The sequence below is a fragment of the Streptomyces sp. NBC_00461 genome, assembly GCF_036013935.1.
Taxonomy (GTDB): Bacteria; Actinomycetota; Actinomycetes; order Streptomycetales; family Streptomycetaceae; genus Streptomyces.
The window spans coordinates 754,424-770,928 of the sequence record NZ_CP107902.1 but is presented as its reverse complement, the minus strand read 5'-3'; the positions used below and the strand labels follow the sequence as shown (position 1 = coordinate 770,928).

Sequence of the window (16,505 nt, the reverse complement as noted above, 5' to 3'; positions counted from 1 at the left end):
GGCTCCTGTGACGTCGGGCCGGAACGGCATGCGGATGAATCGATTCAGTAGATGAAGCTTAGAGCTCCCCGTAGGGGTGTCAAGCGTCCCGGCCGAGGCTGTTGCCCGTGGATCGACCGTGAACTTTGGCTCTCGAAGGGCTCTCGAAATCTTTTCGAGGCGGACCCATTGACGTGACATGGGCTGCGCGCCTAACGTCCCGGCAACCAAGTTGAAACCTTTCACGACGTCGTGATGCCCTTGTCGGCGTTGTCGAGGAGCCCCTCATGACCCACCCGTCCGACCCGGGTCCGGCCCCGGTGCTGGCGCTGGAGGACATCTCGAAGTCCTTCGGCGCGGTGCGCGCCCTGCGGGACGTCTCCCTGGAGCTGTTCCCCGGCGAGGTGCACGCGCTCGCCGGAGAGAACGGCGCGGGCAAGTCGACCCTGATCAAGACCCTTGCAGGTGTGCACCGGCCCGACGCCGGCCGGATCCTGCTCGACGGCGAGCCCGTCGTCTTCCACGGGCCAGGCGACGCACGCGACGCCTGCATCGCCGTCATCTACCAGGAGCCCACGCTCTTCCCCGACCTTTCGATCGCCGAGAACATCTTCATGGGCCGCCAGCCCCGGCGCGCCCTCGGCCGCATCGACCACAAGGCCACGCACGCGGCGACCCTGGCGCTGATGCAGCGCCTCGGTGTCGAACTCGACCCCGACCGTCCGGCCCGTGGTCTGTCGATCGCCGACCAGCAGATCGTCGAGATCGCCAAGGCCCTCTCCTTCGAGGCCCGCGTCCTGATCATGGACGAGCCGACGGCCGCGCTCACCGGAAGCGAGGTGGCCCGCCTCTTCGGCGTCGTACGCACCCTGCGCGAACAAGGAGCCGCGGTGCTGTTCATCTCGCACCGGCTGGAGGAGATCTTCGAGATCTGCCGGCGGGTCACCACCCTGCGTGACGGCGCCTGGATCTCCAGTGAGCCGACCGAGGGTATGACCGAGGACGACCTGGTGCGGCGCATGGTGGGCCGCGACCTCGACGAGCTGTACCCCAAGCAGGACGTCGAACCCGGCGAAGTCGCCCTGAGCGTACGGCGGTTGACCCGCGAGGGCGTCTTCACCGACGTCTCCTTCGACGTGCGGCACGGCGAGATCGTCGGTCTCGCCGGACTCGTCGGCGCCGGCCGTACGGAGGTCGCGCGGGCCGTCTTCGGCATCGACCGCTGGGACGGCGGTGAGGTCGAGGTCCTGGGGCGGAGGCTGACCAACGGCGCCCCCTCCGTCGCCATGGCCGCCGGTCTCGCGCTCGTCCCGGAGGACCGGCGCGCGCAGGGACTGGTGATGGACATGTCCATCGAGCGCAACATCGGCCTCACCGGACTTCGTACGACCGTCAGGGCGGGCCTCGTCGACCGCGGCGCCGAACGCCGCCGCTCCCTCGACTGGGCCGTGAAGCTCCAGGTCAAGTACGCCCGGATCGCCGACACCGTCAACACCCTGTCCGGCGGCAACCAGCAGAAGGTCGTCCTGGCCAAGTGGCTCGCCACCGGCCCCAGGGTGCTGATCGTCGACGAGCCCACCCGCGGCATCGACGTCGGCACCAAGGCCGAAGTGCACCGGCTCCTCAGCGAGTTGGCCGCTGACGGAGTGGCCGTCCTGATGATCTCCTCCGACCTGCCCGAGATCCTCGGCATGGCCGACCGCGTGCTCGTCATGCACGAAGGACGCCTGACCGCCGAGATCCCACGCGCCGACGCCACTGAGGAAGCCGTGATGGCCGCAGCCACCGGGAGGGCCGCCGCATGACGGTGACCACCCCCGACGAGACCCCCGTCGCCGAGGTGCCGCGGTCCAGCGGCACCCGGCTCGTCGACCGCGTCTTCAAGATGCGCGAACTCGCCATCCTGGCCGTCTTCCTGGTGATGATCGGCATCACCCAGGCGGGCAACAGCGAGTTCCTGTCGGAGCAGGGCATCAAGGACCTGCTCCTCAACGCGACCATCCTGGTGCTGGTCGCCACCGGGCAGTCCCCGGTGGTGATCACGAGGAACGTCGACCTGTCGGTCGGCTCGACCCTCGGCATCACCGCCTTCGCCGCGGGCGACTATCTGCACGGCGGTGGCAACCCGGTCGTATCCGTCGTCCTGGCCGTCCTGCTCGGCATCGGCCTCGGCCTGGTGAACGGCCTGCTCGTCAGCCTCGGCCAGGTGCCCGCGCTCGTCGTCACCCTCGGCACGCTCTACATCATCCGCGGCGTCGACTCCATCTGGGTCGGCTCCCGCCAGATCACGGCGGCCGATCTCCCCGGCGGCTTCGTGGACTTCGGCTCCGGCGGCATCTCCGCGGTGCCGTGGCCGGCGCTGATCGCCCTGGCGGTGCTGGTGGCGACGGCGTACTACCTCAGGCACTTCGGCAGCGGGCGCGAGCTGTACGCGCTCGGATCCAACCCGGAGGCCGCGCGGCTGGCCGGAATCCCCGTGCGCAAGCGGATCCTGGCCGCGTACACCTTCTGCGGAGGCCTCGCCGGACTCGCGGGCGCCATGTACCTGGCCCGCTTCGGCAACGTCGACTCCAGCACGGGCAGCGGCTACGAACTCACCGTCGTCAGCGCGGTCGTGGTCGGCGGCGTCGTCTTCACCGGCGGCTCCGGAAGTGTCTACGGGGCCGCGCTGGGCGCCCTGTTGCTGACCTCCGTCAACAGCGTGCTGCCCGCCCTGGGCGTCAGCTCCGTCTGGGTGCTCGCCATCAACGGCATCCTGCTCATCCTCGCCATCGCGGTCGACCGGGTCGTCGCGCTGCGCGTCGCCTCGGCCCTGAAGAAGAGGAACGCCCGCCATGCCTGACTCCCTGACGCGCGCGGTCCGCTGGGACACGGTCGTCGGCGCCCTCCTGATCGTCCTGCTGCTGCTGTCCCTGGGAACGGTCGACGGCTTCGGGAACGCGCTCAACCTGTCCTTCCTGATCGGCAACACCCTGCCCATCGCCCTGATCGCCCTGCCGATGACCCTGCTGGTCGTCGCCGGAGAGATCGACCTGTCCGTCGCCTCCACGGCCGGTCTGTCGGGCGCGGTGATGGGCAAGCTGTGGAACGAGGGCATGGCGATCGAGACGATCATCCCGATCTGCCTGCTGCTCGGAGTCGCCTGCGGGCTGGTCAACGGCCTGCTCGTCACCCGGCTCGGACTGCCCTCCCTCGCCGTCACCATCGGCACCCTCGCCGCCTACCGGGGCATCGCACAGATCGTGCTCGGCTCCGACGCGGTGACCGACTTCCCCACGCAGTACCTGGATTTCGCGGCCGGAAGGATCGGGAACACCTTCGTCCCGCAGGCCTTCCTGCCCTTCCTCGTGCTGCTCGCGATCGCCGTCGTGGTCCTGCACGCCACCCCGTTCGGACGCTCGCTGTTCGCAATCGGCGCCAGTGAGGAGGCGGCGCGGTTCGCGGGTGTCCGCGTCAAGCGGCACAAGCTGATCCTGTTCACCGTAACCGGCCTGATGGCCTCCCTCACCGGCATCTTCTGGGCCCTGCACTACGCCAGCGCCCGCTACGACAACGCCACCGGCCTCGAACTCTCCGTCGTCGCAGCCGTGTTGCTCGGCGGCATCGACTTCGACGGCGGCAAGGGCACGCTCGGCGGTGCGATTGCGGGTGTCTTTCTGCTCGGTGCGCTGCAGAACGTGATGAGTCTGCTCAATGTCTCGGCGCAGTCGCAGATCGTCGTCACCGGTGTGTTGCTCGTCGTGTCCGTGCTCGGGCCGCGTGTCGCACGCCAGGTTTCCATCGCGAGAGCGGCTCGCTCCGCCGGATAGGCCGTTCGTTGGCTGCGGGCCGGATGCGGCTGGTCGCGCCCACGCGGCGGAGCCGCACATTCAACACAGTCCCGCGCCCCTTCAGGGGCGCGTCGCACTCACCTTCGTCATAAGGAACCGCCATGCGCAAGTCATCCCTCCGCCGCACCTGTGCGGCCCTCGCCGCCGTCACCTCCCTCGCCCTTGCCGCGACCGCCTGCGGTGGCACCACCAAGAACGACGTCAAGGACGACGGCGGCCCGGCCGCCTCCGCCGGCAAGGCCGACCCGAACGCCGCCCTCAAGAAGGGCCTGACCGTCGGGTTCCTGCCCAAGCAGGTCAACAACCCGTACTTCACCTCCGCCGACAAGGGCGGCGAGAAGGCGCTGACCGAACTGGGCAACAAGTACAAGGAAGTCGGTCCGTCCAGCGCCACCGACACCGCCGGCCAGGTGAGCTACGTCAACACGCTCACCCAGCAGCAGGTCAACGCCATGGCCGTCTCCGCGCAGGACCCGGGCGCCCTGTGCACCGCGCTCAAGCAGGCCATGAAGAACAACATCAAGGTCGTCACCTACGACTCCGACACCAAAGCCGACTGCCGCAACGCCTTCGTGTCGCAGGCCGGCGCTGAGGACCTCGGCCGCACCGAGGTGCAGTTGCTCGCCCAGCAGATCGGCTACAAGGGCGAGATAGCGATCCTGTCCGCCGCCCAGACGGCCACGAACCAGAACACCTGGATCGGGTTCATGAAGGACGAGCTGAAGGACCCGAAGTACAAGAACGTCAAGCTGGTGAAGATCGCGTACGGCAACGACGACGCCCAGGCGTCCTTCCAGCAGACCCAGGGCCTGCTCCAGCAGTACCCGAACCTGAAGGGGATCATCTCCCCGACCACCGTCGGCATCAAGGCGGCAGCCCAGTACCTGTCCGGCTCCAAGTACAAGGGCAAGGTCAAGCTGACCGGCCTCGGCACCCCCAACGACATGCGCAAGTACGTCAAGAACGGCACCGTCGACGGCTTCGAGCTGTGGGACCCGGCGAAGCTGGGCGACCTCGCCGCACGCACCGCCGTCGCACTGGCCTCGGGTCAGATCACCGGCAAGGAGGGCGAGACCTTCAAGGCCGGCTCCACCGAGTACACCATCGGCAAGGACGGCGTGATCACCCTCGGCAAGCCGACCGTGTTCGACGCGAAGAACATCGACGAGTTCAACTTCTAGGCTCCTTCGCCCCCTTGGGAAGCTGGTACTTCATGCAGCGCGTCTGTTTCCTCCTCAAGGTCCGTGAGGACCGACTCGCCGAGTACCGCGAACGCCACGCTGCCGTGTGGCCCCAGATGCTCGAAGCGCTCTCTGCCACGGGCTGGCACAACTACTCGCTCTTCCTGCGCGACGACGGCCTGCTCGTCGGCTACCTGGAGACGGAGGACTTCGAGGCCGCCGTCGCCGGCATGGAGGCCACCGAGGTCAACGCCCGCTGGCAGGCCGAGATGGCGCCGTTCTTCGAGTCGCTGGACGGCGCCCGGCCCGACGAGGCCATGAAACCGCTCGCCGAAGTGTTCCACCTGGCCTGACCCGCTTACCCGACCTCCCTCCCCGGAGCCGCTCATGAGAAGACGCACCGTGCTCGCGACCGCCATACTGGCCGCCGTGGCAACACCGGGCATCGCACGGGCCGCCGTTCCCGGCCCCTCCGTCAGCAAGAAGAGCACCACCCGACTCGACTCCCAGGCCGTCTTCTTCATCTCCTACGACGGCCTGGTCAACAACAACTCGTTCCAGAAGAACGGCCTGTTCACGTACAAGGGCCACCAGTACGCCGCCTGGTACACGTCGACGGGCAGGGCCGTGATCGCCCGCCGTGTACTCGGCGGATCGAGCTGGTCGACGGTCACGCTCTCCCACACCCTCAAGAGCAGCGACTCCCACAACGTCATCTCCATGGGCATCTCCAAGGTCGACGGCCGCCTGCATATCAACATGGACTCCCACAGCGACGGCTACTTCTACGTGAAGTCGATCGCCGGACTCCTCGACAACCCGGCGACCACGTCCTGGACGTCGTCGGTCTTCGGCTCCGTCCAGACCTCGCTCGACGGACTGGCGCTCACGACACAGTTCACCTACCCCCAGTTCATCTCCACCCCCGAGGGCAGGCTGCAGCTCAGCTACCGGGTCGGGATCTCCGGCAACGGCCGCAACGCCCTTGCCGAGTACGACGGTTCGAGCTGGACGGCACTGGGGGAGTGGTCCAGTTCCACGGGGACGTACACCAGCACGCACGGTTCCTCGACCGCCCGCAACATGTACCTGCACGGCATCGACTACGACGCGGGCGGCCGACTGCACTCCTTCTTCACCTGGCGCGAGCAGAACGCGGCCGTGATGTGCAACAGCGGCGGCATCACCAACCACGACACGGGCTACGTCCACTCGACCGACCGCGGCCGCACCTGGCGCAACGACGCCGGCACCGTCGTAGGCACCACCGGAAGCTCCGACACGGTGGCCGTCACGGACAGCGGACTCGTCGTCGACTCGCTGAACCCCGACCACTCGCTGATGAACCAGGAGAGCCAGACCACCGACTCCTCGGGCCTCCCGCACGCCATCATCAGCTACGTGCCCGGCCGCTTCGGCCAGTGCACCACCAACTACGTCAGCGACCGCACCGCCAACGGCCGCGCCTTCCACCTCCGCAAGAACTCCTCGGGAACCTGGACCAAGACGGAGATCCCGATCGCCCTCGACTCCAGCCAGCGCACCAAGCTGGTCCTGGACAGGTACGACAACGCCTACGCGATCTTTCCCTTCGGCCGGATCGCCGGGGCGTCCAAGTCCTCCGGCTACACCGACTGGACGCTGCTGTACGACGGCGGCGACCTGAACGCCTTCGGCGAGGTCGTGATCGACGAACTGCGGGTCGCGGCGGACAACGTGCTGTCGTTCATGTACCAGGAGAAGTCGAGCGGTACGACCCCCTCGGCGCTGCATGTCGCCGACTTCGCACTACCCGCGTGACCGGGCCGGACGCACCTGATGTTGACGGTAATGTGAAGGCCTTCCGGCCGTCCCGCGCCCTCCTGGAGGTCCCTGCCTGATGTCCCAGTCGGTGGGTATCAAGGACGTCGCCCGCGCCGCCGGAGTCTCCGTCGGCACGGTGTCGAACGTGATCAACCGCCCGGACACGGTCGCCACGGAGACCCGGGCGCGGGTGCAGTCCGCGATAGACCGGCTCGGCTACGTCCGCAGCGAGTCCGCACGCCAGCTGCGCGCGGGCCGCAGCCGGATCATGGGACTGCTCGTGCTGGACATGGGCAACCCCTTCTTCGTCGACGTGGCGCGCGGCGCCGAGCGCGCCGCGCGCGACGCCGGACTGGGTGTCATGGTCTGCAACAGCGCGCAGAGTGCCGGCGAGGAGGCCGACTACCTGTCGCTGTTCGCCGAGCAGCGGGTGCGGGGCGTGCTGCTGACGCCTGCCGACGCGACCGGCCGGAACATCGAGACGTTCCGGCGGCACAACATCCCCTTCGTCCTCGTCGACCGGGTCTCCGAGGGCACCACGGAGTGCTCGGTCTCCGTCGACGACGTGGCGGGCGGCGCGCTGGCCGTGCGCCATCTGGTCGATGCCGGGCACCGCACCATCGCCTACGTCAGCGGACCGCCGGGCCTCAACCAGGTGCGCGACCGACGCACGGGCGCCCTGAACGCGCTCGCCGAGGCGGGCCTCGGCCCCGACGCCCTGCGCGAGCTGCCCACCGAGCGGCTCGACGTGGCCGCCGGCCGCGACGCCGGAGCCCGTCTTCTCGGCCTCGCGGACCGCCCCACCGCGGTCTTCTGTGCCAACGACCTCCTCGCGCTGGGCGTCCTGCAGGCCATGTTCGCGGCGGGCGTGGGCGTTCCCGACGACCTCGCCATCGTCGGCTACGACGACATCGAGTTCGCCGCCGCCGCGGCCGTACCGCTGACGTCGGTCCGGCAGCCGGCCGTCACCATGGGGGCCCTGGCCGCCGAGCTCCTACTGGAGGAGACGGACGCGGAGACCGGGACGAAGCGTCACGAACACCGGCGCGTCGTGCTCCAGCCGGAGCTGGTCGTACGGCGTTCGAGCCTGTCCGCCCGCTGATCGTCGGTTCAGTAGGTTTTCATGATCCCAGGGGTCGGCCACCGGACGAACCTGTGATGAAGTGGGACGCGGCCCGAAACCCGTCCGTCCCTGGAGACCTGTTGACCGCCACGTACCGTCAGCCCGGTGTCGTCCTCACCGACCGTCGCTTCACCGTGCCCCTCGACCACGACGACCCGGCGGGGGAGGCGATCGAGCTCTTCGCCCGTGAGGTCGTCGCGAGCGACAAAGCAGACAGGGCACAGCAGAACCTGCCGTGGCTGGTCTATCTCCAGGGCGGTCCCGGCTTCGGGGCGAATCGTTTCGTCGGCAGGTCGTCCTGGCTCGGCCGCGCCCTCAAGGAATATCGCGTCCTGCTCCTCGACCAGCGCGGCACCGGCCACTCCACCCCCGCCAACCGCCAGACCCTCCCGCTGCGCGGCGGCCCGGCGCAACAGGCCGACTATCTCGCGCACTTCCGCGCCGACGCGATCGTCCGCGACTGCGAGGCGATCCGCCCACAGGTCACCGGCGGGGCCCCATGGACCGCCCTCGGCCAGAGCTTCGGCGGCTTCTGCACGGTGAACTACCTCTCCAGCGCCCCCGAGGGCCTGACCGCCGCCGTGATCGCCGGCGGCCTGCCCTCCCTCGACGCCCACGCCGACGAGGTCTACCGCGCCGCCTACCCCCGCATCGAGCGCAAGGTCAGCGCGCACTACGCCCGCTACCCGCAGGACGTCGAACGCGCCCGCCGTATCGCCGACCACCTCCTCACCCACGAGGTGACCCTGCCGAACGGCTACCGCCTGACCGTCGAGGCCTTCCAGTCCCTCGGCATCGTCCTCGGCGGCAGCGAGGGCAGTCACCGCCTGCACTACCTGCTGGAGGACGCCTTCGTCAGCGCCTCGCACGGCCCGGTCCTGTCCGACGCCTTCCAGGAGGAGGTCCAGGGCCTCCTGTCGTACGCGAGCCATCCGCTGTACGCCCTCGTCCACGAGGCGATCTACGGGCAGGACGAGCGCCCCACCGCCTGGGCGGCCGAACGCGTCCGCGCCGAGTTCCCCCAGTTCGACGCGGCCAAGACGCTCGCCGGTGACAGCCCGCTGATGTTCACGGGAGAGTCGGTCCACCCCTGGATGTTCGACTGCGACCCGGCCCTGCGCCCCCTGCGCGAAACGGCCGAACTCCTCGCCGCCCGCACCGACTGGGCGCCCCTCTACGACCCCGCGCACCTCGCCGCCAACGAGGTTCCCGTCGCGGCGGCCGTGTATCACGACGACATGTACGTCGACACGGCCCACGCTCTGGAGACGGCCCGCACCATCCGGGGCCTGCGCACCTGGGTGACCGACGAGTTCGAGCACGACGGGGTACGGGCCGGCGGACCCCGGGTGCTGGACCGGCTGCTCGCCCTCGCCCGTGACGAGGCGTGACAAGGCGCGACGTCACCGCCACGGGCTACTGGCCGCTCCTTGATGGGCAAACGTTGCCTGCCGGGGCACTAGTCTGCGGCCATGACCGAGCCGCAGACCGCCCAGCTCCAGCCCATGCCCGTCGACTGGCGGCGCGCCCTCGCCGTCGTCGCCCACCCGGACGACCTGGAGTACGGCTGCTCGGCGGCCGTCGCCACCTGGACCGACGGGGGGCGCGAGGTCGCCTATGTGCTGGCGACGCGCGGCGAGGCGGGCATCGACACACTGGAGCCCGCCAAGTGCGCACCACTGCGCGAGCGGGAACAGCGGGCGAGCGCGGCCGTAGTCGGGGTGTCGGAGGTGGAGTTCCTCGATCACAGGGACGGAGTCGTCGAGTACGGTCCCGCCCTGCGCCGCGACATCGCCGCCGCGATCCGCCGGTACCGGCCCGAGCTGGTCATCACCCTCAACCACCGGGACACCTGGGGCGGCGTCGCATGGAACACGCCGGACCACGTGGCCGTCGGGCGCGCCACGCTCGACGCGGCGGGTGACGCCGGCAACCGGTGGATCTTCCCCGAACTCGTGGAGCAGGGGCTGGAACCCTGGGACGGCGTTCGCTGGGTCGCCATCGCCGGCTCCTCCTCACCCACACACGCGGCGGACGCGTCGGCCGGCCTTGAGCGCGCGGTGCGCTCGCTGCTCGAACACCGCTCCTACATCGCGGCACTGACCGACGAGGACCCGGAGGCGTACGTCCGCCGATTCCTCACCGCGAACGCCGAGCGGATGGCCGAGCAGTTCGGGGGCAGGCCGGCCGTGGCCTTCGAGGTTTTCAGCCGCTAGCACGACATGCCTGGCGGATTATTCCGGCATAAGGTTCATTTCATTGCCCGGATGCCGCGAAAGGACATGACCCGATGAACGCGAGGCCTTCCCGCTGCCCAGGCCGAGCGGTGCGGCCTCGGCCGGCCGTCGCCTCGCTGGCCCTCGTGGCGGCCATGGCGAGCACCCTCACACTTGTGTCGTGCAGCTCGAACGACGACAGCGGCAGTTCCAGCACACCCTCCACCGAACGGCCCACCGCACCGGACACGGCGTCCTTTTCGGGTACGGCGCCCTCCGCGCTGGCGTCGGCGGCCGCATCGGCGCGTGCCAGGGCCTCCGCGGCAGCGGCGTCGGCCTCCGCCGCCGCTTCCTCCTTCGAGGCCTCCGTGTCGGCCGAGGTGGAGCGCGCCAACAGGGCCGCCGAGAGCCAACTGAAGAACGTCAAGGGGCAGGGCAACGCGATGTCCGACGTCTCCATGATCGGCAAGCCGCGCTCCCAGACCGGCGGACTGCTCGCCGTCCTGGTCACCATCACCAACAAGACCGACAAGAAGGCGTCCTACGCCGTCCGGGTCGACTTCAAGGACTCTTCCGGCAAGGTGGTGGAGACCCGGTACGTCGGCGCCGAGGACCTCGCCCCCGGCGAGAAGGCCCAGCCGATCGCCATCAGTCGCAAGCCCCCCGAGCCCGTACTCACCCCGAACCTCGCCAAGGCGCAACGGTATTGACCCGGCGCCTCATCGGGCCCGTCGGCGGCCGGGGATCAGGCGGCGACGGCCAGCGGGCCCAGGGCGCGGTGCGGGTTCACGACGCGACCGTCCGGCAGCAGTTCACCGGAGTCGTCGAACACGATCGTCCCGTTGCACAGCAGGCTCCAGCCCTGTTCGGGGTGGGCCGACACGATCACTGCCAGGTGGTGTTCCGGGCTGTCTGCGGTGGGGCACGAAGGCCGGTGGCTGCACATGATCTGTCTCCTCGATCCGTCCGGGCTCCCGCCTTGAGTGGGGCTTGTCTCTGTGGTACCCGAGCTTGTTTTCCGTTGTATGAGCAGACCCCCACACGGCCGGAAACTCATCGGTGAGATCTGGTTCCGCAGCCGTCGATGTCAGACCCGCGTGGGAGCGTGAGGACAGGGACGAGTGAGGGGGGCGGCGACATGGGCGACGTCGACGCGCAGTTCCTGCGCGGCCTGTTCGACGAGGAGGGCAGCCTGTACACCCGGGGCCGGACGGCGCTGTACCGGCTGCACGGTGTCGAGGGGCTTCTCTATGTCGGGATCTCCGTCTCGCCCCTCACGCGCGTGCGGACACATCTGCGGGAGCAGCCGTGGGGGCCCAGTGTCATCGCGATACGGATCGACTATCCGGATGACCCCGAGGCCGCCGAACGTGAGGCCGTCTTCGCCGAGCGACCCAAGTGCAACGTGGTCTTCAACGGCCGCAATCCACCCCCGCCCCCGGACCCCGCCTCCCGGCTCAGGACCGAACTCGCCGTGGAGCGGCGGCGGTTGGAGCAGTTCGAGGCCACGGTCCCCGTGTCGCCGACCCATCTGCGGCTCATCGAGCGCGGGATCAGGGCGAAGCGGGCCCGGATCGCGAAGCTGACCGAGGAGGTCAGGGCGGTCGAGGACGTTGCCCGCGCGGACGGCTAACCCAGCACCGGACCCGGACCCGGATCCGGACCCGAGCCCGCCGTGCCCAGGTCCGCGCCGCTCTCCGTGAGCACCGCTGCCGCGACTCCGCGACCCACCTGCGCGAGGCCGATGAGCAGGTCGGCGCAGTCGATGAGCTGGGAGCCGGTCCGCTCGGCGCGCGCCTCGGCGAGGGCGAGCGCCTTGCGGGAGTAGGGAGTCCATGCGATCCGCTCGGCAGCCCGGGAGGCGCCCAAGCCGAACCGGTCGCCGACGGCGCGGTGCACGGCATCGGGCGAGACACCCGACGCCCGCAGCAGACGGGTGGCGCTGTTGTCCCGCGCGGTCAGCCCCCACAACAGGTGCTCCGTGCCGATGTAGTTGTTGTGGTGTCGCACGGCGGCCTCCTTGACGTGGACCATGGCCTGCCGCAGGTCCTCGGTCATCGTCTCGGGGGCGTAGCGCTTGTGGGGTGCCTGGAAGCGCTGCTGCACCGCCTGCCGGGTCACCCCCAGGGCGGCACCGACGTCCGTCCATGATGAGCCGTGCATCCGGCAGTGCTCGACGTAGTCCTCGACCAGGTCGTCGGCCAGGGCCTGGAGCCGTCCCGATATCCGGGCGGCGACGGTCAACAGGGCCAGCCAGTCGGGCTGTTCATCCTGGCCGCCGGGGCGGTGGGCGGTGGCACAGGTGCGGTCCACTTCGGCGATGAGGTCGTCCAGATCGGGAAGCGTCATGAGGCAAGTGCGCCTTGACAAAGCGGATTTGTCAACGTGCACTTGCCCTCATGGGAGTTGAGGAGAAACCGGCACACGAGGAGGAGCAGCCGCTGTCGGGTGGCAACGTCAGCGCAGGCGTCGTCCGCGTCGGCGACACCGTCCGGCGGCCCGCGGGTCCCTGGACACCGGCGGTGCACGCGCTGCTCACCCACCTGCACGAGGCCGGCTTCCGTGCCGCCCCCCGCCCCCTGGGGATCGACGAACAGGGCCGCGAGGTGCTGACCTTCATGCCGGGCGAGGTGATCTGGCCGGACCGTTTCGCCCTGGTGGAACCCCGAAAGCAGCTGGCCCGAGTGGCCCGTCTGGTCCGGGATCTCCACGATGCCGTACAGGACTTCACTCCGCCGTCCGACGCGTGCTGGCAGGTGCTCGTCCCCGCGGAGGGAGCCGACATCATCGCCCATCAGGACCTGGCGCCGTGGAACCTCGTGGTCGCGGAGGGGGACGAGTTGTCTCTGATCGACTGGGACACCGCCGCCCCCGGCTCCCGCCTGTGGGACGTCGCCTACGCCATCCGTGGCTTCGTGCCGCTGTCCGCACACCCCGACTGGCAGAGCCCCGACGCCGCCGACCGGCTGCGCGTCTTCGCAGACGCATACGGGCTGGACGAGGCCGAGCGCCGCGCCCTCGTGCCGATGCTGGGCCGCCGCACCCGCGCCATGCACGACTTCCTGCGCGACCAGTCCGCCCAGGGCGTTCAGCCCTGGACGACCCTGTGGGCCCAGGGCCACGGCGACGCCTGGCGAGGTGACGCCGAGTACATCGAGCAGCGGGCAGACCAGTGGGAGCGGGCCCTCCTCTCGGCCTGAGCAGCCGGTGATCCCCGCCGGACAGGCGGTCTGCCGTACCTCGATAGGCTGGGCCGCATGCCAGATCACATAGCCGACCGTGCCGGCCTGCGCGGCGACTGCGAGAGCTGCTTCGGGCTGTGCTGTGTCGCCCTGCCCTTCGCCGCCTCCGCCGACTTCGCGATCGACAAGCAGGCAGGCAAGCCCTGTCCGAACCTGCGGGGGGACCACCGCTGCGGCATCCACGCCCGGCTGCGGGACAAGGGCTTCACCGGCTGCACGGTCTACGACTGCTTCGGCGCGGGACAGAAGGTCTCGCAGGTCACCTTCGGCGGGCAGGACTGGCGCACGGGCCCGGCGAAGGACGCCCGGCGCATGTTCGACGTCTTCCCGGTCGTACGGCAGCTGCACGAATTGCTCTGGTATCTCACCGAGGCCCTCGCCCTGCCCCCGGCCCGCCCGGTCCACGCCGAGCTGCGCCGCGCCCTGGAGAAGACCGAGGACCTCACCCGTGGCACTCCCGAGCAGCTGGCCGCGTTGGACGTGCCCGCGCACCGGCAGGAGGTCAACGTGCTCCTGCTGAAGACCAGCGAGCTGGTGCGGGCGGGCACCCGAGGCCGCAGGAAGGACCGCCGCGGCGCCGATCTGATGGGCGCCCGCCTCAAGGGAGCCGACCTGCGCGGTGCGAACCTTCGCGGCGCCTACCTCATAGCCGCCGACCTGACCGGCGCCGACCTGCGCGAAGCGGACATGATCGGTGCGGACCTGCGCGACGCCGATCTCACCGACGCCGACCTGACCGGCGCCTTCTTCCTCACCCAGCCCCAGCTCAACGCCGCCCGCGGCAGCGCGGGCACCCGGCTGCCGGACTCAGTCACCCGCCCCGTGCACTGGACAGCGCGGGCCTGAGGGAGCCTCGTCGACGGCTGCTGCGGAGGCCGTCGCGGAGGTCGCCGCGGCGTCGGCACCGGCCGGGACCGGGCGCCGCTCCAGGTGCAGCCGCAGTCCCTCGGGCATCAGCGTGAGCCGCTCGGTGACCCGCAGGCGGTAGTCCGGATCGGGCCGCAGATCGTAGCGGCGCAACAGCAGTCCCAGCACCAGCGTCGCCTCGTGCAGGGCGAACTGCCGCCCGATGCACGCCCGCGCCCCCGTCCCGAACGGCTTGAAGGTGTGCGGCGCGCGGGCCCGTACGGCCTTCGGATCGAAGCGGTCCGGGTCGAACCGCTCCGGGTCGATGCCCCACACCTCGGGGTCGCGGTGCAGCATCATCGTCAGGACCAGCGCCCACGCGCCCCGCTTCATCGGATGGTCCCCGGCCAGCACGGTGTCCGCGCGGGCCTCCCGTGCGAAGGCCGGCGCCGTCGGCCACAGCCGCAGCGCCTCGTCCAGCACCCGGCGCACATACCGCAGCTTGGCCACCTGGTCGTAGCCGGGCACCGCGGTGTCGCCCCAGACCGCGTCCACCTCGGCCCTGGCGCGGGCGGCGATCTCGGGATGCCGGGAGAGGTAGTGCAGGGCGAAGGAGAGCGCGCCCGAGGTCGTCTCGTGGCCGGCCACCAGGAAGGTGATGACCTGGCGGCGCACGTTCTCGGCCGACAGCCGCTCACCGGTCCGCGGGTGGGCCGTCTCCAGCATCCGGTCCAGCAGGTCCCCGTCCCCACCCCCGTCCGAGGCCCGGCGCGCCAGGACCAGGTCGTCGACCGTGCGGTTGAGATAGGTCATGTCGGCCTCGTTGCGGCGCGAGGCCCGGCGCAGCAGATACGGGGCCAGCGGTGCCGGCACCGTGTTCAGGCGCTGGGCGTACGACAGGGTGCCCACCATCGCGGACACGAACGGATGCGGCCGGGAGCGCTCGAAGGACCCGAAGTCGTGCCCGAACCCGGTGCGCGCGATCGTCTCCAGCGTCAGCTTGGTCATGTCGCCCGGCACGTCCACCGCCCGGCCCGCGGTCAGTTCGCGGTCCCAGTGGTCGGTGAGGCGCTCGGCCACCGCCAGCATCATCGGGTGGTAGCCCTCCATGGCCTCCCGGCTGAAACCCGGGGCCAGGACGTCGTGCGCCAGCTGCCAGTTGGGCTCGTGGTTGTACGCCGTGAACAGCGCGTCCCCGACGACCGGCCGCAGATTGGCGACCCCGAGGCCTACGTGCTTGGCGAAGCGCGACTCGTCCGCCAGGTCGGCCGCCGGCCCGGCGCCCCACACGAACACGAACTCCTTGCCGAACGCCTTGCGCCGGAAGACCGGCCCCAGCTGCCGGGCGTGGCGCATGGAGTCCTGGACGGGCGTGCGCCGGTCGGCGCCGATCACATCGCCGAGCAGGGGGAGCCGGTGCGGGGGATGCGGGATGCGGTGCAGCTCGGGCCAGCCCAGCTCGGCGCCACGGAAGCCTCTGGGAAGCGCGGCCTCCGTCGCCGGTCCGGCCCCTGACGTCGTCTGCGCCATGACGCGATCTCCCTTGAATCAGCGGCAGGTTGAGCTGTCGTGCACCTGTTGTACATGGGTTCAATAGCGATCCCCAGTCTGGTCCCGTCGTTGAACCGACGTCAAGTAAAGTGCTGGGATGGCCGCGAACCAGGGCGGGCGCACACGGCGTCGGCTCAGCACCGAGGAGCGCAGGGAGCAGTTGCTGTCGGTGGGGGCGCGGCTGTTCTCGGAGAGTCCCTACGACGAGGTGTGGATCGAGCAGGTCGCCGAGATCGCCGGTGTCTCGCGCGGACTGCTGTACCACTACTTCCCGACCAAGCGGGACTTCTTCGCGGCGGTCGTCGAGCGCGAGAGCGAGCGGATGCTGCGGATGACGGCGGCCGTGCCCGGGGTCCCGGCACGTGAGCAACTGGCCGCCGGTCTCGACACCTTCCTGGAGTACGTCCATGCCCACGCGCACGGCTTCCGCGCGTTCCATCGTGCGGACGCGGCGGGGGACCAGGCCGTCCGCAGGGTCTACCAGTTGGCGGTGGCCGCGCAGGAACGGCAGATCCTGGCGACCCTCGCCGCCGATCCCGAACTGGGCCTTCTCGCACAGCAGCGCCCCGACCTCCAGCTGGCCGTCCGCGGCTGGCTGGCCTTCACCACGGCCGTCTGTCTGGAGTGGCTGCGAGGTTCGGACCTGACCCGGGAACAGGTGCGGGATCTGTGCGCCCGGACGCTGCTGGGTGCCATCGCGCCCTGAAGCGCGCTCGTTTCCGCGACCCCATGGT

At 70.1% G+C, this 16,505-nt stretch carries 17 protein-coding genes; 14 read left to right on the top strand and 3 right to left on the bottom strand.

The window, feature by feature from the left end; all coding sequences use genetic code 11:
• The first annotated feature begins 266 nt into the window (after window positions 1–266).
• From OG870_RS03705 to OG870_RS03660, 10 genes are all read left to right on the top strand, one after another.
• Window positions 267–1,784 (top strand): sugar ABC transporter ATP-binding protein, encoded by a 1,518-nt coding sequence (locus OG870_RS03705; RefSeq protein ID WP_266593577.1) that lies wholly within the window; start codon window positions 267–269, stop codon window positions 1,782–1,784.
• A complete protein-coding gene (locus OG870_RS03700) occupies window positions 1,781–2,821 on the top strand; it encodes an ABC transporter permease (protein ID WP_266593579.1) in 1,041 nt (346 codons plus the stop codon). Before OG870_RS03705 ends, OG870_RS03700 begins: the two co-directional genes overlap by 4 nt.
• The gene (locus OG870_RS03695; RefSeq protein ID WP_266524243.1) at window positions 2,814–3,788 is read left to right on the top strand and encodes an ABC transporter permease; all 975 of its coding nucleotides are present in this window, start codon (window positions 2,814–2,816) and stop codon (window positions 3,786–3,788) included. Before OG870_RS03700 ends, OG870_RS03695 begins: the two co-directional genes overlap by 8 nt.
• 122 nt (window positions 3,789–3,910) lie before the next feature.
• Window positions 3,911–4,990: a rhamnose ABC transporter substrate-binding protein gene (gene rhaS / locus OG870_RS03690; protein ID WP_266524245.1), complete on the top strand. Its 1,080-nt coding sequence runs from the start codon at window positions 3,911–3,913 to the stop codon at window positions 4,988–4,990.
• Between the two features lie 32 nt (window positions 4,991–5,022).
• Entirely contained in the window at window positions 5,023–5,343 is a 321-nt protein-coding gene (locus OG870_RS03685; protein ID WP_266524247.1) for an L-rhamnose mutarotase, read from the top strand.
• A gap of 34 nt (window positions 5,344–5,377) precedes the next feature.
• A complete protein-coding gene (locus OG870_RS03680; RefSeq protein WP_266593581.1) occupies window positions 5,378–6,790 on the top strand; it encodes a BNR repeat-containing protein in 1,413 nt (470 codons plus the stop codon).
• A 79-nt stretch (window positions 6,791–6,869) separates the two neighbouring features.
• Window positions 6,870–7,895 carry a LacI family DNA-binding transcriptional regulator gene (locus OG870_RS03675; protein ID WP_266524255.1) on the top strand — a complete coding sequence of 342 codons (1,026 nt, stop codon included), beginning with the start codon at window positions 6,870–6,872 and terminating at the stop codon, window positions 7,893–7,895.
• Window positions 7,896–7,996: 101 nt separating this feature from the next.
• Window positions 7,997–9,307: an alpha/beta fold hydrolase gene (locus OG870_RS03670; RefSeq protein WP_266593583.1), complete on the top strand. Its 1,311-nt coding sequence runs from the start codon at window positions 7,997–7,999 to the stop codon at window positions 9,305–9,307.
• 81 nt (window positions 9,308–9,388) lie between these two features.
• Window positions 9,389–10,132, top strand: coding sequence for a PIG-L deacetylase family protein (locus tag OG870_RS03665; RefSeq protein WP_266524262.1), 744 nt, complete (start codon window positions 9,389–9,391; stop codon window positions 10,130–10,132).
• Between the two features lie 74 nt (window positions 10,133–10,206).
• Entirely contained in the window at window positions 10,207–10,842 is a 636-nt protein-coding gene (locus OG870_RS03660; protein WP_266593585.1) for an FxLYD domain-containing protein, read from the top strand.
• Between the two features lie 35 nt (window positions 10,843–10,877).
• Here OG870_RS03660 and OG870_RS03655 read toward each other — a convergent pair whose 3' ends face one another.
• Complete coding sequence (locus tag OG870_RS03655) at window positions 10,878–11,078, bottom strand: DUF5999 family protein (RefSeq protein WP_266524268.1); 201 nt, start codon at window positions 11,076–11,078, stop codon at window positions 10,878–10,880.
• A gap of 192 nt (window positions 11,079–11,270) precedes the next feature.
• On the opposite strand from OG870_RS03655, the gene OG870_RS03650 reads away from it, so the two are divergent.
• Window positions 11,271–11,765: a GIY-YIG nuclease family protein gene (locus OG870_RS03650; protein ID WP_266593587.1), complete on the top strand. Its 495-nt coding sequence runs from the start codon at window positions 11,271–11,273 to the stop codon at window positions 11,763–11,765.
• Here the strand turns inward: OG870_RS03650 and OG870_RS03645 are convergent.
• Window positions 11,762–12,481, bottom strand: coding sequence for a Clp protease N-terminal domain-containing protein (locus OG870_RS03645; RefSeq protein WP_266593589.1), 720 nt, complete (start codon window positions 12,479–12,481; stop codon window positions 11,762–11,764). The two genes, OG870_RS03650 and OG870_RS03645, sit on opposite strands and share 4 nt — an antisense overlap.
• Before the next feature lie 50 nt (window positions 12,482–12,531).
• On the opposite strand from OG870_RS03645, the gene OG870_RS03640 reads away from it, so the two are divergent.
• Window positions 12,532–13,332: a phosphotransferase enzyme family protein gene (locus OG870_RS03640; RefSeq protein ID WP_266524275.1), complete on the top strand. Its 801-nt coding sequence runs from the start codon at window positions 12,532–12,534 to the stop codon at window positions 13,330–13,332.
• 57 nt (window positions 13,333–13,389) lie between these two features.
• Window positions 13,390–14,220, top strand: a complete 831-nt coding sequence (locus OG870_RS03635; RefSeq protein WP_266593591.1) for a pentapeptide repeat-containing protein — start codon at window positions 13,390–13,392, stop codon at window positions 14,218–14,220.
• On the opposite strand, the gene OG870_RS03630 is transcribed toward OG870_RS03635, so the two are convergent.
• The gene (locus OG870_RS03630) at window positions 14,182–15,750 is read right to left on the bottom strand and encodes a cytochrome P450 (RefSeq protein WP_266524279.1); all 1,569 of its coding nucleotides are present in this window, start codon (window positions 15,748–15,750) and stop codon (window positions 14,182–14,184) included. The genes OG870_RS03635 and OG870_RS03630 overlap by 39 nt on opposite strands.
• Window positions 15,751–15,868: 118 nt before the next feature.
• Here OG870_RS03630 and OG870_RS03625 point away from each other — a divergent pair, with 118 nt between their 5' ends.
• Window positions 15,869–16,477 (top strand): TetR/AcrR family transcriptional regulator, encoded by a 609-nt coding sequence (locus OG870_RS03625; protein ID WP_266524281.1) that lies wholly within the window; start codon window positions 15,869–15,871, stop codon window positions 16,475–16,477.
• Window positions 16,478–16,505 lie beyond the last annotated feature (28 nt).